This is a genomic window from Corynebacterium sp. LK33, from assembly GCF_014334955.1.
GTDB lineage: Bacteria > Actinomycetota > Actinomycetes > Mycobacteriales > Mycobacteriaceae > Corynebacterium > Corynebacterium jeikeium_D.
The window spans coordinates 1-16552 of sequence record NZ_PDGU01000007.1 but is presented as its reverse complement, the minus strand read 5'-3'; the positions used below and the strand labels follow the sequence as shown (position 1 = coordinate 16552).

15 protein-coding genes are annotated in these 16552 nt (G+C 58.6%); 9 read left to right on the top strand and 6 right to left on the bottom strand.

Going from position 1 to position 16552, the window contains the following annotated elements:
• Window positions 1-42 precede the first annotated feature (42 nt).
• Genes trpB through pyk form a run of 4 tightly spaced genes read left to right on the top strand, consistent with a single transcriptional unit; the run spans window position 43 to window position 4492 of the window.
• Window positions 43-1332, top strand: a complete 1290-nt coding sequence (trpB, locus tag CRD20_RS01020; protein WP_080985634.1) for a tryptophan synthase subunit beta — start codon at window positions 43-45, stop codon at window positions 1330-1332.
• Window positions 1333-2112, top strand: coding sequence for a tryptophan synthase subunit alpha (gene trpA, locus CRD20_RS01015; RefSeq protein ID WP_048734624.1), 780 nt, complete (start codon window positions 1333-1335; stop codon window positions 2110-2112). It abuts the gene before it with no gap.
• A gap of 7 nt (window positions 2113-2119) precedes the next feature.
• Window positions 2120-3043: a prolipoprotein diacylglyceryl transferase gene (gene lgt, locus CRD20_RS01010; RefSeq protein WP_048734621.1), complete on the top strand. Its 924-nt coding sequence runs from the start codon at window positions 2120-2122 to the stop codon at window positions 3041-3043.
• 33 nt (window positions 3044-3076) lie between these two features.
• A complete protein-coding gene (gene pyk, locus CRD20_RS01005; protein ID WP_016422938.1) occupies window positions 3077-4492 on the top strand; it encodes a pyruvate kinase in 1416 nt (471 codons plus the stop codon).
• Window positions 4493-4632: 140 nt separating this feature from the next.
• Here pyk and CRD20_RS01000 read toward each other — a convergent pair whose 3' ends face one another.
• Both CRD20_RS01000 and CRD20_RS00995 read right to left on the bottom strand, forming a co-directional pair.
• Window positions 4633-5910, bottom strand: a complete 1278-nt coding sequence (locus CRD20_RS01000) for an amidohydrolase (RefSeq protein ID WP_149420659.1) — start codon at window positions 5908-5910, stop codon at window positions 4633-4635.
• Window positions 5911-5953: 43 nt separating this feature from the next.
• Entirely contained in the window at window positions 5954-7303 is a 1350-nt protein-coding gene (locus tag CRD20_RS00995; RefSeq protein WP_016422936.1) for a DUF4921 family protein, read from the bottom strand.
• 110 nt (window positions 7304-7413) lie between these two features.
• On the opposite strand from CRD20_RS00995, the gene CRD20_RS00990 reads away from it, so the two are divergent.
• The 3 genes from CRD20_RS00990 (at window position 7414) to CRD20_RS00980 (ending at window position 10243) form a co-directional block, all read left to right on the top strand.
• Complete coding sequence (locus tag CRD20_RS00990) at window positions 7414-7797, top strand: hypothetical protein (protein ID WP_048734615.1); 384 nt, start codon at window positions 7414-7416, stop codon at window positions 7795-7797.
• Window positions 7798-8052: 255 nt separating this feature from the next.
• On the top strand, window positions 8053-9396 hold the full coding sequence (gene gdhA, locus CRD20_RS00985) for an NADP-specific glutamate dehydrogenase (protein WP_016422934.1): 1344 nt from the start codon (window positions 8053-8055) through the stop codon (window positions 9394-9396).
• A gap of 85 nt (window positions 9397-9481) precedes the next feature.
• On the top strand, window positions 9482-10243 hold the full coding sequence (locus CRD20_RS00980) for a sulfite exporter TauE/SafE family protein (RefSeq protein ID WP_042388756.1): 762 nt from the start codon (window positions 9482-9484) through the stop codon (window positions 10241-10243).
• A 49-nt stretch (window positions 10244-10292) separates the two neighbouring features.
• On the opposite strand, the gene ehuA is transcribed toward CRD20_RS00980, so the two are convergent.
• From ehuA to CRD20_RS00960, 4 genes are all read right to left on the bottom strand, one after another.
• Window positions 10293-11066, bottom strand: coding sequence for an ectoine/hydroxyectoine ABC transporter ATP-binding protein EhuA (ehuA, locus tag CRD20_RS00975; protein ID WP_016422932.1), 774 nt, complete (start codon window positions 11064-11066; stop codon window positions 10293-10295).
• Window positions 11067-12047 carry an amino acid ABC transporter permease gene (locus CRD20_RS00970; RefSeq protein WP_070652783.1) on the bottom strand — a complete coding sequence of 327 codons (981 nt, stop codon included), beginning with the start codon at window positions 12045-12047 and terminating at the stop codon, window positions 11067-11069. It lies immediately after the preceding gene.
• A complete protein-coding gene (locus CRD20_RS00965; protein WP_069359158.1) occupies window positions 12048-12941 on the bottom strand; it encodes an ABC transporter substrate-binding protein in 894 nt (297 codons plus the stop codon).
• Window positions 12942-13067: 126 nt separating this feature from the next.
• Window positions 13068-14423 (bottom strand): NADP-dependent malic enzyme, encoded by a 1356-nt coding sequence (locus CRD20_RS00960; protein WP_255468661.1) that lies wholly within the window; start codon window positions 14421-14423, stop codon window positions 13068-13070.
• Between the two features lie 759 nt (window positions 14424-15182).
• On the opposite strand from CRD20_RS00960, the gene CRD20_RS00955 reads away from it, so the two are divergent.
• Together CRD20_RS00955 and CRD20_RS00950 are read left to right on the top strand one after the other, a co-directional pair.
• On the top strand, window positions 15183-15941 hold the full coding sequence (locus tag CRD20_RS00955; RefSeq protein ID WP_187404695.1) for an Ltp family lipoprotein: 759 nt from the start codon (window positions 15183-15185) through the stop codon (window positions 15939-15941).
• A 148-nt stretch (window positions 15942-16089) separates the two neighbouring features.
• The gene (locus CRD20_RS00950; RefSeq protein ID WP_187404694.1) at window positions 16090-16392 is read left to right on the top strand and encodes a hypothetical protein; all 303 of its coding nucleotides are present in this window, start codon (window positions 16090-16092) and stop codon (window positions 16390-16392) included.
• Window positions 16393-16552: the final 160 nt, after the last annotated feature.

Below are 16552 nucleotides of genomic sequence, written 5' to 3'. Positions count from 1 at the left end.
TATGTCCCCGCAACGGGTGGGGATAGTCCACAATAGATAACTGTGAGTGACCAAGATTTCAAGAATCATGATGCCCGCGGTGACCGCCTGCCCACGATGGGTGAGGTTATCGCGGAGACAACGAACCACGAGTCAGATGCCATTGGGCACTGGGGTAAGTGGGGCGGCCAGTTTGTGCCGGAGGCGCTGATGGCCGTTATCGGTGAGGTCACCGATGGCTACGCGAAGGCCCGCGTTGATCAGGATTTTCTCGATGAGCTCGACCGGCTGCAGCGTACTTATGTCGGACGTCCCTCGCCGCTGTACTACGCGGAGAAGTTTTCCGCTGATATCGGCGCTGACGTCTGGCTAAAGCGCGAGGATTTGAATCACACCGGTAGCCACAAGATTAATAACGTCTTGGGTCAGGTTCTGCTTGCTAAGCGCATGGGTAAGAAGAACATTATTGCCGAGACCGGTGCCGGCCAGCACGGTGTCGCAACCGCGACTGCCTGTGCGCTGCTCGGCCTTAACTGCCGTATCTACATGGGCAAGGTCGACGCAATCCGCCAGCGCCTTAATATCGCTCGCATGCGTTTGCTTGGTGCCGAGGTTATCGAGGTCGAGATTGGCTCGAAGACTCTCAAGGACGCGATCAATGAGGCCATGCGTTTTTGGGTTTCACACGCCGATGACACCTACTACTGCTTCGGCACTGCAGCCGGCCCGCACCCGTTCCCAACAATGGTGCGCGACTTCCAGCGCATCATCAGCGCCGAGGCACGCCAGCAGATCCTCGCGGAAACCGGCTCGCTTCCCGACGCTGTCGTGGCCTGTGTCGGCGGCGGTTCTAATGCGATCGGCGCGTTCCACCACTTCATCGATGATGAATCGGTTCGACTGATTGGCGCTGAAGCTGGCGGTGACGGTGTTGAGACCGGTCGCCATGCAGCACCGATTTCGGCCGCCGGTAATCCGGGGGTGTTCCAGGGCTCCTTCGCCGCCCTGATGCAGAACGAGGACGGCCAGATTACAGAGTCTCATTCGATTTCCGCGGGTCTGGATTACCCGGGCGTGGGCCCGGAGCACTCTTACCTGGCTGATATTGATCGCGCGTCCTACCTGCCGGTGACCGATACCCAGGCGATGCAGGCATTCCAGGACCTGACTCGGATGGAGGGCATCCTGCCCGCTATCGAGTCCGCACACGCGGTGGCTGCCGCCCGACTCATCAGCGGTGAACTGAATGAAGAGCTGGGCCGTAAGCCGCTGATTATTGTCAATGTTTCCGGTCGCGGTGACAAGGATGTCGACACCGCTGCTAAGTGGTTTGATCTGATGGAGGAGTCCTAAATGAGTCTGAGTGACGTCTTTGACAAGGTCCGTGAGGAAAACCGCGCAGCATTCATCGGCTACTACCCAGCGGGTTTCCCGACCACCGATAAGTCGATTGAGAACATCAAGGCGATTGTCGACGCTGGCGCCGACATCATCGAGGTCGGCCTGCCTTTCTCCGACCCGATGATGGATGGCCCAACCATTCAGGATGCTGCCAACGTGGCTCTGGATGCGGGCTTCCGCACCCGTGAGATTATGCGCGTGGTTCGCGAAGTCACCGAGTACGGCGGTACCTGTGTGGTCATGAGCTACTGGAATCCGATTCTCCAGTATGGTCCGGAGCGTTTCGCCAAGGACTTGGCCGCCGCTGGTGGTCGTGGCACCATCATCCCGGATCTTATCCCCGAGGAGGCCGGCCAATGGCAGCGTGCGGCAGAGGCCAATGGTCTATCCAACATCATGCTGGTGGCCCCGTCATCGACCAATGAGCGTCTGCAGCTAACTGCCACCGCGTCGACCGGCTTCGTTTACGCCACCAGCCACATGGGTGTCACAGGTGCCCAGGCCAGCGTCGACTCGGCCGCCGGCAAGTTGGTTGCCCGCACTCGCGAGGTCACCGATACACCGGTGTGCGTCGGTTTGGGTGTCTCCAATGGGGCACAGGCCGCCGAGATTGCCGAGTTTGCAGATGGCGTGATCGTTGGCTCAGCACTGATCAAGGCCGCGATGAAGAGCACCGATGACCTGGTAACGCTCGCCCGCGAACTCGCCGCGGGCGTACGAGGAGAGAGCTAGCGCATTTATGAGTTCCACCCTTGTTCTCGCTGAGACTGCAACGACGTATCTGGCCAACATTCCCTCTCCGCCGCAGGGGGTGTGGCAGTTAGGGCCGCTACCACTGCGTGGTTACGCGATTTCCATCTTGATTGGCGTACTCGTCGGCATTTACTGGATGCAGCGCCGCTACGCGGCCAGGGGTGGAGACCCGGAGTTAGTCCTCGACATTGCCATTGCGGTTATTCCTGCGGGCATTATCGGCGGCCGTCTCTACCACGTCGCCACCGACTGGGAGAAGTACTTCGGCCCCGGCGCCAATCCCGCCGATGCACTGAAAATCACCAATGGTGGCCTCGGCATCTGGGGAGCGGTGGCGCTGGGGGTGCTGGCCGCGTGGGCGGTCGCCAAGTGGCGGAAGGTGCCGTTTGCGCCAGTTCTTGACGCGGCCGCACCCGCAATCATCCTTGGACAGGCCATTGGGCGTCTGGGCAATTGGTTCAACCAGGAACTCTACGGTGGCCCAACGTCACTTCCGTGGGGTCTGGAAATTTACCAACGAGTTGATGAGTTTGGTCGGGTTGCCCCTGTCACCGGAACGTCGACAGGCGAAGTGCTGGCCGTGGTGCATCCAACGTTTCTCTACGAGATGGTGTGGAACGTCCTCGCCTGTCTGGTCATTGTGTGGGCGGATCGAAAGTTCAAGATGGGCGGCGGGCGCGTCTTTGCGCTCTATGTCGCGGCCTACACTTTGGGGCGTTTCTTCATTGAACTCATGCGCGTCGATGACGCAACGCTGATATTCGGTGTGCGTATTAATAACATCACGTCGCTCGTGGTCTTTTTCTGCGCTGTCATTGCTTTGTGGATTCTGCGGTCCAAGAGCCGCGAAACCGCAGCTGAAGTCAGGGGAGAGCGCGAGGCTGCTGAAGCTCACAGTGCTTCCAACTGACGCATAGCCCGTTAAGGGACTAGGCTGGAGGCCGTGCTTAGACGAACGAAGATTGTATGTACCCTCGGTCCAGCAGTTGCTTCGCTGGAGGGGATTACCGGGCTGGTCAACGCCGGCATGGATGTTGCCCGCCTGAATTTCTCTCACGGTGAGCATGAGGACCACGCTCAGAACTACCACTGGGTGCGTGAAGCATCCGACGCTACGGGACATGCCGTCGGTATTCTCGCCGACTTGCAGGGACCAAAGATTCGCCTCGGTCGTTTTAAGGAAGGCTCGACGTATTGGGCTGACGGCGAGATTGTCCGCATCACCGTCGACGATGTCGAAGGCACGCACGACCGCGTCTCCACCACGTACAAGAATCTCGCTGACGATGCCCGTCCGGGCGATCGCCTGCTTGTCGACGACGGCAAGGTGGGCCTGGAGTGCATCGAGGTAGATGGCAACGATGTGGTGTGCCGTGTCATCGAGGGCGGTCCGGTCTCGAACAACAAGGGTGTTTCCCTGCCGGGGATGAACATCTCGGTGCCGGCTCTGTCAGAGAAGGATATCGCCGACCTGCGCTTCGCTCTGAAGCTGGGAGTCGACTTCATCGCGCTGTCCTTCGTCCGTTCGCCTTCCGACGTCGAACTGGTCCATGCGGTCATGGATGAGGTTGGCCGTCGTGTCCCGATTATCGCCAAGCTGGAGAAGCCAGAGGCAGTCGAGTCTCTCGAGGCCATCATCCTGGCTTTCGATGCCGTGATGGTCGCCCGTGGTGACCTTGGTGTTGAGGTGCCGTTGGAAGATGTTCCGCTGGTTCAGAAGCGCGCTATTCAGATTGCCCGCGAGAACGCCAAGCCGGTCATCGTCGCCACCCAGATGCTCGACTCCATGATTTCGAACTCGCGCCCGACTCGTGCGGAGGCCTCCGACGTGGCCAACGCTGTGCTCGATGGCGCAGATGCCGTGATGCTCTCGGGTGAGACCTCGGTTGGTAAGTACCCGCAGTCCACGGTTAAGACCATGGCTCGCATCGTCACCGCCGCTGAGCGCGAGGGGGAAGTTCCTGCGCTGACCCACATGCCTCGCACGAAGCGTGGTGTGATTTCCTACGCAGCTCGCGATATCGGTGAGCGCTTGAATGCCCGCGCTATGGTTGCTTTCACCACCTCGGGTGATACCGCTCGCCGTGTGGCACGCTTGCACTCTCGCCTGCCGCTGCTGGTATTCACTCCGAATCAGCAGGTTCGTTCGCAGCTTGCGCTGACGTGGGGTGCGGAGACCTTCTTGGTGCGCGAGGTTAACAGCACGGATGAGATCATGCAGGTCATCGATGAGCAGCTCTTGACCATGGAAAACTACAACGCTGGCGACACGCTGGTCGTTGTTGCTGGTACTCCTCCAGGAAATGAGGGCAATACCAACATGATTCACGTCCACGTTATTGGCGAGGACGCTCGCTAGCTCTCTGGCGCGTTAGGAAAAGCCGGTAAGCCCTTTTGGGGCTTACCGGCTTTTTGCTTGGAGCCTTTCGACCTGGGCTGTTGGGCTGTTGGGTGGGATCTTTGCGCGGTGCGCGGTGGAATGCGGCCGGCACACAACCCTTACTTTGCCAAGTAGGACAGCACGGCGGCAGCGGCGGCAGAAGTCGCGGAGGTAGCTGTCGGCTTGAAGTCCGGGAGGAATGTCGGCATGTGATTCGACGGTACGTCTTCGACCACGCGGTCGGCAGTAACGGCGGCTTCCCACGTATCCCGAGGTGTCGCGCCAACGGTCCAGTAGACATATGGGCAGTTCAGGCCACGCGGTAGGTCTGAGAAGTCCTCCGACGCGGTCCACGGCACAGCGTCGGTGGAATCGTCGCCGAGCACAGCGTCCATGACCGGGCGAATCGTGGCAAACGCCTCCGAATCATTGTCAGTGACTTCGCCGTGATCGGAGTACTCAATCACAGGATCAATCTCAGTGCCGGAAGCCAGGCACTCGCCACGAACAACGCGCTCAATGCCCGCAATGAGCTTCGCGCGCACATCGTTGGAGTAGTAGCGAATGTTCAGCACAATCTTGGCCTGGCCAGGGATTGTGTTATTCGAATTGCCGGACTGCAGCGTGCCGACGGACAAAACACCAAACTCGTGGGGAGGAATCTCGCGCCCTACAATTCCTTGCAAGCGCAGAACGACTGCGGCAGCCAAGTATGTCGGGTCAATGGCGTTGTGCGGCATAGACCCATGTGCGGAGCGACCAGTCAGCGTGATGCTGATGGTGTCACAGCCAGCAAGTGCCGGGCCGGGCATGGTCATTACCTGACCTGCGGGGCCGGGAACAATGTGCTGGCCGAAGCACACATCTGGGGTCGGGATGAGGTCTGCTAGGCCGTCGTCAATCATGGCCTGTGCACCACAGGCCAGTTCCTCGGCGGGCTGGAACAGGGCAATGAAAGTACCCGACCACTCAGGCTTAGTTGCCGCCATCAGGCTAGCCAGACCAAGCCCGGCTGTCATGTGCATGTCATGGCCACAGGCGTGCATGACGGCGGTGGCAGAACCATCGCGGGCGGTACCGGTGGCAGAGGAAGCGAAGTCCACACCGGTTTCCTCGAACACCGGAAGCGCATCGATATCAGCGCGGAACAGCACGGTAGGGCCGGGGCCATTTTCCATGACACCAACGAGGCCGTGACCGCCGATTCCCTCATGCACTGTGTAAGTGCCCATGTCGCGAAGAGCACCGGCCAGATACGCGGCAGTTTTCTCCTCCGCCTGAGATAGCTCCGGGTGCTGGTGCAGGTAGCGGTAGATTTCCCACTGCCGGTCCAATGGCACTCGATGGGTGGCGATGAGGTCGCGAATGCGGCTCAGTCGTGCTTCATTGTTCCTCACCTGGTTTAAGACTCCTAACTTCTCTCTACTCTGTGCCAGAGAACTACAGCCGCGACCCGTCTTCAACGAGCGGGTTGTATTTCAGCGAGTTTGGCTGGCACTGGCACTCGGTCGCAATGTGAATGCTGTCCGAAATCTTTCCGGTCTCCCGTAAACGGTACATCTCCGGGACAACGCGGTCGCGCAGATCCCATGGGGAGATGGTGTTCAGATAAATCTTGGTGCCACCTTCAAAACCGGCCAAGTTTGAGGTGCGCCACTTAATCATTACGCGCCACGGCATGCGGGCATCCAAATCGACAGGGCGGTGGTGCCATTCCTCGTTACACGGAATGGTGGGCCCGGCAGCGGCATGACATGCGTGAATCAGGTCCGACATTGCGTCGATCTCAGCCCGGGTTTGCAGCCACGGTTCGCAGACATCTGACTTCGAGAAGATCTCCAGCGTCGGGTAGCGGTGTCCGAATCCTGCGAAAGCCACCGCGTGCTCGTTTTCCGCAATAACCAGGTTGTGGCGGGCCGCATAGTCCACCGCGTATTCGTTGTAGATATTCGGGTTCTTGCGCACCGCCTGCACTTCGCGCTTGAGCTGCTCGCCGTGCTCATCGATGGCCACAAGCTGCTTGTGCAAGTGATCGAAGCTGGCGCCTGCCGGTTTTAGCCAGTTTTGGAAAGCGGCCACATAACGTACGTAGCGGTTACGTCGGTACAGGTCAGCAATCGACTCGACGGTAAACGCAATAAGTGCGCGGTGCTCGGCAACGCTCAATGTGCCAGAAGAAGCCAGCTGATTATCGTGAGTAGCGCCGTCGACAAAGTGGCGACGGGCAACAATCACATCGTGGCCGCCGGCGAAATAGCTTGGGGCGCGGCGCAGCAATTCCTCGTCGGAAAGCGCGCTGATTTCCTCTTCACTGCGTCCAGCGGCGCGGTAGCGCGTGCGAATGATGTTGAGCACGTGCTCGCGGCCCTTCGGGTCATCGAGGTAGGCCTCCATGCGTTGCTGAGTTTCGCGGTCGGGCTCGAAGCCGTAGTTTTCCGACCAATAGTCATAGGAGACGATCTCGAACAGGTTGGGCACGCGGCGGAACTCCGCAGTGGTGTCGAAGAGCTGGTCGGGCAGTACTCCGGTCACCGTGCTGTAGCCGCCGAATACCGATTCGTCGAGGACAACGCGGGCCTTCTCCGGCGGGGTTTGCAGCAGGTTGTTCCAGCCAAAGGAGTCGCGGGATCCAAAATCCTCCTCGCTCAATGGCTGCGGATCCGTGTGCTTAATTCCCAACGGCCGATTTCCACGACCTGGGACTGTCCACACCTGGGTACCGGAAAAAGGATTGACTTGCTTCACCGTGCCGTCGGCAAGCGTGATGAGGGGATTGCTGAAAGCCTGCATAAGTCCAACACTACGTCTTTGCTGCCGGTCGGCGCGCCAATGTAGGGGGCAAGGGCTTGACGACGGTTAGCTATTGTCTGGCCGTCTCGCGTGGCTTAGCCTGTGAAGTTATGTCGAAGATTGTTTTTCACTGCCTGGTGAAGCCGACCGAATCGGAGGCGCTGGCCGAGGCATTTCGTACCAAGTTGAGTGAGTTTGACCGCGCCGGGCGAGTTAGTGACGTGGATGTTTCGGTGGCGTCGGCGGACACGGACGCGCAGTTGGTGGAGCAGTGGGAGCGTGAGAACCCGAAGGAGCCGTTGGGGGAGAGGAAGGTATTCCGTTATCTCTTGAGCTTCGATCAGCACGGTGGTTCCCTCAATGAACTCGCTATGGACCTCTCTGAGCTACTGACTCCGCGTGCAGAATTGCCCCCGGACCCGGTGCTGCGTGAGTTCGACGAAATGCTCGAATCTGTTGCGACGTATCCCTGGAATGTTGCCGTATTTAGGTAATTTCCTACCTAATTCGTGAAAAGTGTAAGCCTCCACAGAGTCAGTGATTGGCTTGGCCAACGGGTGTAGCGCGAATCGCTACGAGTTTTCCCAGCAATATGCCGTTGTATAATTATGTCCGCTTCAATATCTACAGTTGCCCAGTCCTTGTGCACACAACCTGTGCCACCGAGTTACGGCAACCGGAAAGTGGTTTACAACCGCTGACGGTTTGTTCTTCGTGGGCGCCATAATGGTTTCGCAGAGAGGTTTATTTTGAATATCGAGCAGAAGGTTTCGGGACTCTATGACCAGATTCTCACCCGAAACGCCGGTGAGCCGGAGTTCCACCAGGCAGTGGCAGAAGTTCTGGAGTCGCTGAAGGTCGTCCTGGAAAAGGACCCACACTACGGTGACTACGGCTTGGTTCAGCGTTTGTGTGAGCCGGAGCGTCAGATCATTTTCCGCGTGCCGTGGGTCGACGACCAGGGTAAGGTCCAGGTCAACCGTGGCTTCCGTGTTCAATTCAACTCTGTGCTGGGCCCGTACAAGGGTGGTCTGCGCTTCCACCCGAGCGTGAACCTCGGCATCATTAAGTTCCTGGGCTTCGAGCAGATCTTCAAGAACTCCCTGACCGGCCTGCCGATCGGTGGCGGCAAGGGTGGCTCCGACTTTGATCCGAAGGGCAAGTCCGAGCTGGAAATCATGCGCTTCTGCCAGTCGTTCATGACTGAGCTGCACCGCCACATCGGTGAGTACCGTGACGTCCCGGCCGGTGACATCGGCGTCGGCGGCCGCGAGATTGGCTACCTGTTCGGCCAGTACCGCCGTATGGCTAACCAGCACGAGTCCGGAGTTCTTACCGGTAAGGGCCTGACCTGGGGCGGTTCCCTGGTTCGTACCGAGGCCACCGGTTACGGCTGTGTCTACTTCACTGAAGAGATGATGAAGGCCAACGGTGCTGACATCAACGGTGCCAAGGTCATCGTTTCCGGTTCCGGTAACGTCGCCATCTACGCCATTAAGAAGGCTCAGGAGCTCGGCGCTACCGTCGTCGGTTTCTCTGACTCTTCCGGTTACGTCTCCACCCCGAACGGTGTCGACGTCGAGCTGCTGAAGGAGATCAAGGAAGTTCGTCGTGCTCGCGTCTCCGAGTACGTCGCTGAGGCTGAGGGCGCTGAGTTCCACGAGGGTGGCAACATCTGGGAGCTCAAGGCTGATGTCGCACTGCCGTGTGCAACTCAGAATGAGCTCAATGGCGAGTCCGCCAAGCTGCTGGTCGACAACGGCTGCCGCTTCGTTGCTGAGGGCGCAAACATGCCGTCCACTCCGGAGGCTATCGAGGTCTTCAAGGCCAACGGTGTCCACTTTGCGCCGGGCAAGGCTGCCAACGCTGGCGGTGTTGCAACCTCCGCTCTGGAGATGCAGCAGAACGCTACCCGCGATTCCTGGTCCTTCTCCTACACCGATGAGCGCCTGAAGCGCATCATGACCAACATCTTCAAGAACTGTGAAACCACCGCCGCTGAGTACGATCACGAGGGTAACTACGTGCTCGGTGCCAACATCGCAGGCTTCAAGAAGGTCGCTAACGCAATGCTGGCTCAGGGCGTCATCTAGTCTGCTAACGTTTCCGCTTTACGACGGATCCTCGGCGACCCCGCCCGTCGAATAGCCAAAAAGCCCACGCTGTAAACTCCCTCCCATGGAGTTATCAGTGTGGGCTTTTGTCTTTATCGTGGCAACGATTTTCATCGGGGCTCTGATGCAGCGAATAGCCGGTATGGGGCTCGGACTGTTGGGAGGTCCGGTCCTCTCACTGGTTGCAGGTCCAGTAGCAGGAATTTTGATTATTAACGTGCTCGCATCGGTCAATGCGATCATGCAGACCATCTCGGTGCGAGAAAACGTCGATTGGAAGAAATTCTGGCTGATTGGCCCGGTGATGGCTCTCGGCGCACTGCCCGGCGCTTGGGTGGTTCACAACACGCCCAGCGGGCCGCTCCAGGTGTTGGTCGGCGGGCTCGTGCTACTCGCGCTGCTAGTGACATCCTTTATGCCTCAGCGCATGCGTGTCGACGGCCCACAATACGCCGTTGCCTCAGGCGTGGCCGGCGGTTTTATGAATACCCTGGCCGGCATTGCGGGCCCAGCCATTACCGTTTACGCACAGGCTTCCCGTTGGCCAGCGCAGACATTTGCAGCCACCCTGCAACCGCTCTTCTTTGTTTCCGGCGCGTTGTCCTTGCTGTTCAAGGAAATCAGCGGTGACGTATCTGTCTTCGCCACCACACCGGTTATCCTCTGGCCGCTGTGTTTGGTTGCCATGATTGTGGGTATATTTTTGGGCACTCGCGTTTCCCGACGAGTGCCCATTGTGCAAGCCCGAAAGCTCGCGGTCATTCTGGCGACTACCGGCGCGGCAGTCACTATGTTTCGCGGAATCTCCGCAACTTTTGGCGCTTAGGCTTGCTGTTCCGCTTGCCAGCCTCTCCTTGCTGTTATTTCAGTAGCTATTACTTCAACAGCGAAGATAGGAAGTTGCGGGTGCGCTCGTGCTGTGGATTACCCAGCACCTCATCCGGGGTGCCTTTCTCCACGACCACGCCGTCAGCCATAAACACGACCTGGTCGGCGACTTCGCGGGCAAAGCCCATCTCGTGCGTCACGACGACCATGGTCATGCCCTTATCGGCCAGACCACGCATGACGTTGAGAACCTCACCGACGAGCTCGGGGTCAAGAGCGGAAGTCGGCTCATCGAAGAGCATTAGCTTCGGCTCCATGGCCAGGGCTCGAGCAATGGCAACACGCTGTTGCTGACCGCCCGAGAGCTGAACAGGGTAGGCATCGGCCTTGTGCGCCAGACCAACAGTCTCCAGCAGCTCCATGGCACGCTTTTCAGCCTGCTCCTGAGAGACACCCTTTACCAGCACTGGTGCCTCAGTAATATTTCCCAGCACCGTGCGGTGCGGGAACAGGTTGAAGTTCTGGAAAACCATACCGATATCGCGACGCTGACGGGCAGCTTCTGCGGCGGAAATCTCGTAGAGGCTGCCGTTCTTTTCGCGGTAGCCAATCAGGGAACCGTCGACGTAGAGACGGCCGGCATTGACCTTCTCCAGGTGGTTGATACAGCGCAGCAGCGTGGACTTACCGGAGCCCGAAGGACCAATGAGGCAGGTAACCGTACCGCGTGGAACTTCCAGGTCGATGCCCTTGAGGACCTCGAGACGGCCGAAGTTCTTCCGAACCTTTTGCGCCTCAACCATCAAATCTTTGGTAGTCATTTACTGCGGATCCTCTCGGTAGAAGTGCTCTTCGTCCTTATCGACAACGCGAGCATTTGCAAGCGGCACACCTTCGGCGTCGGCAAGCGCGGCCAGCTGGCGGGCGGTGAGCTGACGGGTAGCGCCGCGGGCGAAGTAGCGCTCAAGGTAGAACTGTCCGACCATCAGAATCGATGTGATGACCAAGTACCAGGTGGCCGCGACAAGCAGCATCGGCACCGGCAGGAACAGCGCATTGGCGATGTCCGTGGAGCGGCCGTAGAGCTCCAGCGAGAACGGCACTGCGATGACCAGCGAAGTGGTCTTCAGTAGGGAGATGAACTCGTTGCCCGTCGGCGGGATGATGATGCGCATAGCCTGCGGCAGGATGGTGCGGCGGACAGTCTGCCACCAGCTCATACCCAGTGCCTTCGATGCTTCGGTCTGGCCCTCCGGGACAGCCTGGATGCCGGCACGGACAATTTCAGCCATGTACGCGGACTCATTCAAGCCGAGACCGACGAACGCCAACACAAAGGTGTTGGACAGGACGGTGCTGAGATCAACCTCGGTAACACCCAGGTCAACCGTCGAGTAGATAGTGCCGAGGAGACCCCAAAAGACCAGCTGCACGTAGACCGGAGTTCCTCGGAAAACCCACAGGTAGAACCAAGCAACAGTAGACAGCACGGGGTTGTCCGACATGCGGAGTACGGCGACGATAGCACCGCCGACGATACCGATGAGCATGGCGAGGACTGTCAGTGCAATGGTCCAGCCAGCGGCAGCGGCGATTCGTGTGTCGAACAGGTACTGGAAGTAAACATCCCAGTGGTAGGCCTCGTTGCGGGCGGCACCGATGATGAACCACAGGAAGAGCACTAGCAGCACTGCTGCGGTGATCCAGCGACCCGGGTGCGGCAGCGGTTTGGCCTTAATTTCTTCGTTGAGTTCCGCCTGTGTGGCCTCGTAGCGGGCGCCAGACGCAGATGAGTCGCTCACTTAAAGTTCCTCTCCGTTAATAGTGGCGCGTTCCAAAGCACCGTCTTCCAAACCCCATGTGGTCAGGATTTGCTTGTACTGGCCGTTGTCGATGAGGTACTGCAGCGCCTGCTGGAGTACTGGGCCGAGTTCTGAATCCTTCGGAATAGCGAAGCCGAACGGGGCACCATCGTAGATATCTCCGGCAAGTTCGAGTTTGCCCTCAGAGCGATTGACCGCGTAGGCACTGACTGGTGAGTCAGCTGCCAGCGCGTCAGCACGCCCCAGCACCACAGTGGTAGCGGCGGTACCGGCATCCTGGTAGGCCAATTTGTTAATTGGTGGCAAACCGCGATCCAGACAATCCTGATTCTTTACCGGCAGGTCCTCCATGTCAGCGACGGTATTGCGCTGAACGGCGACAGTTTTGCCACAGTAGTTGTCGGAGCTGGCGTCGCTGCCCGGGCGACGTGCCCACTGCAGGCCGGTATCCAGGTAGTCGACGAAGTCGTAGGTCTTGCGGCGCTCCTCATTTGAGGTGAAGCCGGAAGCGCCAACATCAACTGCGCCGGCCGACAGGGCCGGCAGAATCAGTGCGAAATCCTGTTCTTGGATTTCAATCTTCATGTCCAAGACACTGGCCATGGCTCGGATGAGATCGATGTCGAAGCCGATGATGGAACCGGCGGAATCCTTAAATTCTGCCGGGGCGAATGTTGGGTTGGTGCCGATGCGCAATACTTCGCGCTTACGAAGATCTGCTGGGACCTGTTTCGCCAGTTCGGGGACCGCTGCCGGTTTGATCTCTGACCAGCCCTCGGGGTTACCGCTTTCGTCATTGGTGACGCAGCCTGTAAGCCCTAAGAACAAGGTCGCAGTCAGCGTGGCAGCCGCCAATGCGATGGGTCTTTTCATATCTGAATATGTTACCTAGGCACAGGAATACCTTAAATTCGGTACCCCTATTCAGCTGAGCTTCAGGCGGGTGCAGGAAAACCGCACACTTTTCAGACTTCCCGGGGAATAGTCAGCGCCGGTTTTCTAGTTCGCTTCAGCTGCAGCAAAGCCATTTCCAGTGACGTCGAGCGGGCCGACCGCGCCGGAGGCCGGGTCGCTCAGCGCAGCATCGCGGACAGCCTTCGCCACGGCCGGCATGACGCGCGAATCCAGCGCCGACGGAATAATGCGGTCGGCACTCAGGTCTTCTACGCCAACATTTGCAATGGCCTGAGTAGCAGCCAGCTTCATGGCCTCGGTGATCCGTTTGGCACCCGCCTCCAGTGCGCCACGGAACAGACCCGGGAAGGCCAGCACATTATTAATCTGGTTCGGATGATCCGAGCGACCGGTGGCTACCACGGCTCCGTACTTGCGGGCGACTTCCATCGGAATCTCCGGAATCGGGTTGGCTAGCGAGAACAGGATCGGGTCAGCGGCCATTTGGCTAATCGCATCCTCGCCGATACGGCCGGCAGAGACGCCGATGAACACGTTAGCGTCGACAAGCGCATCGTTGATCGAGCCGGTGATACCGCGTGGGTTAGTCATGCCGGCGACCCACTGCTTGATGTCGCTCAGTGGCTCGCGGTCCGGGTGGATGATGCCGCGCGAATCGACGACGACGATGTCGGACACGCCAGCGGACAGCAGCATCTTCGTCGCAGCGACACCAGCAGCACCAGCGCCGGAGATGACCACACGGAGATCCTGGAAGCTGCGGCCGGTCAGCTTGCAGGCGTTGATCAGGCCGGCGGCGATGACGATGGCGGTGCCGTGCTGGTCGTCGTGGAAGATGGGGATGTCGAGCTCTTGATCGAGACGCTGCTCAATCTCGAAGCAGCGAGGCGCGGAGATGTCTTCGAGATTCACGCCGCCAAACGACGGCGCCAGCGCCTTCACCGTCTGGATGATTTCCTCTGTATTGAGGGTATCCAGGACGATCGGCACGGCGGAGATGCCGGCGAACTGCTCGAAGAGCTGGGCCTTTCCTTCCATCACCGGCAGTGCGGCCTTTGGGCCGATGTCGCCGAGGCCAAGCACCGCGGTGCCGTCGGAGATTACTGCGACGTTCTGGCCGGTCCAAGTGTAGGTGCGTGCCAGGGCCGGATCTTCGTGGATGGCCTCACAGACGCGGGCGACACCTGGGGTGTAGCCGATAGAGAGGTCGCGAATTGTCTCGAGCTTCATGGTCGAGTGGGAGCGGAGTTTGCCGCCTCGGTGTGCCTCGAAGATTTCCGCATCGGTGATGGTGGACGGATCCGTGGGGGCGGTGTCTTCCGGCACGGCGTGAAGCGGCGTCTTAGCGGAGTTCGCGTTCGCAGTGTGAAGCGGCGTCTTAGCGGAGTTCGCGTTCACAGCGTGGTCGGGGGAGCTAGAGGGGGAATTCGCAGCAGGCATGATGACAGTCCAAAACGTGTTGAGTACTGAGTACTTTGTACTTTGAGAAAACTCGACCGCGGCGTGAGCTGCTGGTGGGCAGCGCGTAAAGCCGGGAGCAAAGCTTGGCAGGTGATACGTAGTGGTGTGCGTAAAAACTAAACCAGTCTTGCTATGCGGGATTGGTATCTCATTATATGGACGGTGAGGTGGAAAATAAAATTTTTGCGGTTGGGGGAGCGGGGATTTGGGAAGTGTCGTGGGGCTGGCGGCCGCGGGCGTGATGCCGGAACCCCGGCTTTTGCCGAGCCCGACGAGTCCTGCCATGGCGTCATCTATGTCAAGAGCTACGCTGCTGTGTTGTTTGCGATGAAGGTGTGCACCGGGGCTTGCTCGGAAGCGTCTTTGTTGGGAAGTGCCTTCGGTGGGGCGTCTATGTGCTGTCGGGTTCCATATGGGCGGCTGTCGTTGGAGGGGGCTCCACGCCTTGGCCGCTTTTGGCCCTTCTATTGGTTTGGAAAATGTTGGCGATATTATTTGCCGATATTGAGCAAGCGCTGGCCGGGGTTGAAGGTTAGTTTTTAAAGAGATTAACCAGTTCCAAGCCCTGTTCTATGGGGTAGAGGCCTGGTTTTTCTTACCTTCAGTGGTGCCTTATGATTCGCGAATCGAAAATATTTGTGTAGTGCGGAAAGTTGAATCCGGGGTTCCTGGGATAGTTCCAACTGACGACAGAGAGCTGTTCGTTTATTGCAACTTCTACGCAGGAGGCTTCTTACGATGTCCAATTCCACTTTCCCCCAGAACCCGCAGAGTCCACAGAACCCGTATGGCTCCCAGAATCCGTATGTATCCCAGGATCCGCAGGCTTCGCTGGGGCAGCAGTACTACCAGCACAACCCGCAGGATCCGCTCGGCCAGCAGTCCTACCCGCAGGGTCCGTCGGCAGCGGGGCAGGTGCCTCCGGCTCCGAAAGAAAAGAAGAAGGGTGGCTGCTTCAAATGGGGTGGTATCGCCGCGGGCGCTGTCGTGGTCCTAGCTGTGGCGGCCAGCTTGACTGGTGGCGGTGACACTGACGCGGGTTCCGATTCTGGAGCTGCATCTCTCTTTGGTTCGGAGACTGCCGTTGCGGCTGATTCTGGGACTGTTGAGAATGCCGATTTCGCTGAGGCTCCCGAGACAGGTGCAGATGAGCAGCAGGGGCAGACGGGAGAGCAGCAAAAGCAGGATGAGAAGGTCTCGACTGAATACAAGAATGCTCTCCGCAAGGCAGAGATTTACGCGAATCGCATGCACATGTCGAAGGCCGGTATTTATGATCAGCTGACCTCGGAGTATGGCGAGAAGTTCTCACCGGAGGCTGCCCAGTATGCAATGGATAACCTTGAGGCGGACTGGAATAAGAACGCACTGGAAAAGGCGAGAATCTACCAGGATTCGATGGCAATGTCCCCCGATGCGGTTTACGAGCAGCTGACGTCGGAATACGGCGAGCAGTTTACTCCGGAGGAAGCTCAGTACGCGGTGGATAACCTGTAGCAGCGGGCTTCGTTTGTTGATGACGCCAATTGGCCAGAGTCCAGTTGGATGCCTGCTGCAAAAGGACGGCTTCCGCTTCACCAGAATGCATTTGCTGCACACTGAACGGCTGTTGGTGAAGCGGAAACCGTCTTGGCAGTTTTAATGTGTGACCGGGCAGTTGAGCGAGTGTCTGCAGCACAACTTCGGCGCGGTACAATTCGTGCCGTTTATCAACCGCGCCCGCATCGGCGACCGCGGCGGCAAATCAGAAGTAACCGCGACACTGCGCCGCTACGCAGACGCAGCCACCTATCTTGCAGAAGACATCGCTGAGTTTCGAGTCTCCATCACAGAAGAGCAGCGGCAAGCTTTGTTGAGCGGGATTTCCGAGTACTCCGATGGCGATGAAGAAGTTTTCAGAGCGTATGCTCGCCTGTTGAAATCATCGGACTCAAAAGCCATGGAGTAGCCACATTCGCGGGGTGCGAGTCCCCGCCATGGCACTGCCCCGTTCACTCAATCGGTAGTGGCGGGGTTTTCTTATGCCCAAAAACAGATTCGCCCAGGTGTTAACGCAGGATTCAGCAGGCAATATGTGGCTCTTTTTGGCTCATTTATGGTGCAAAATA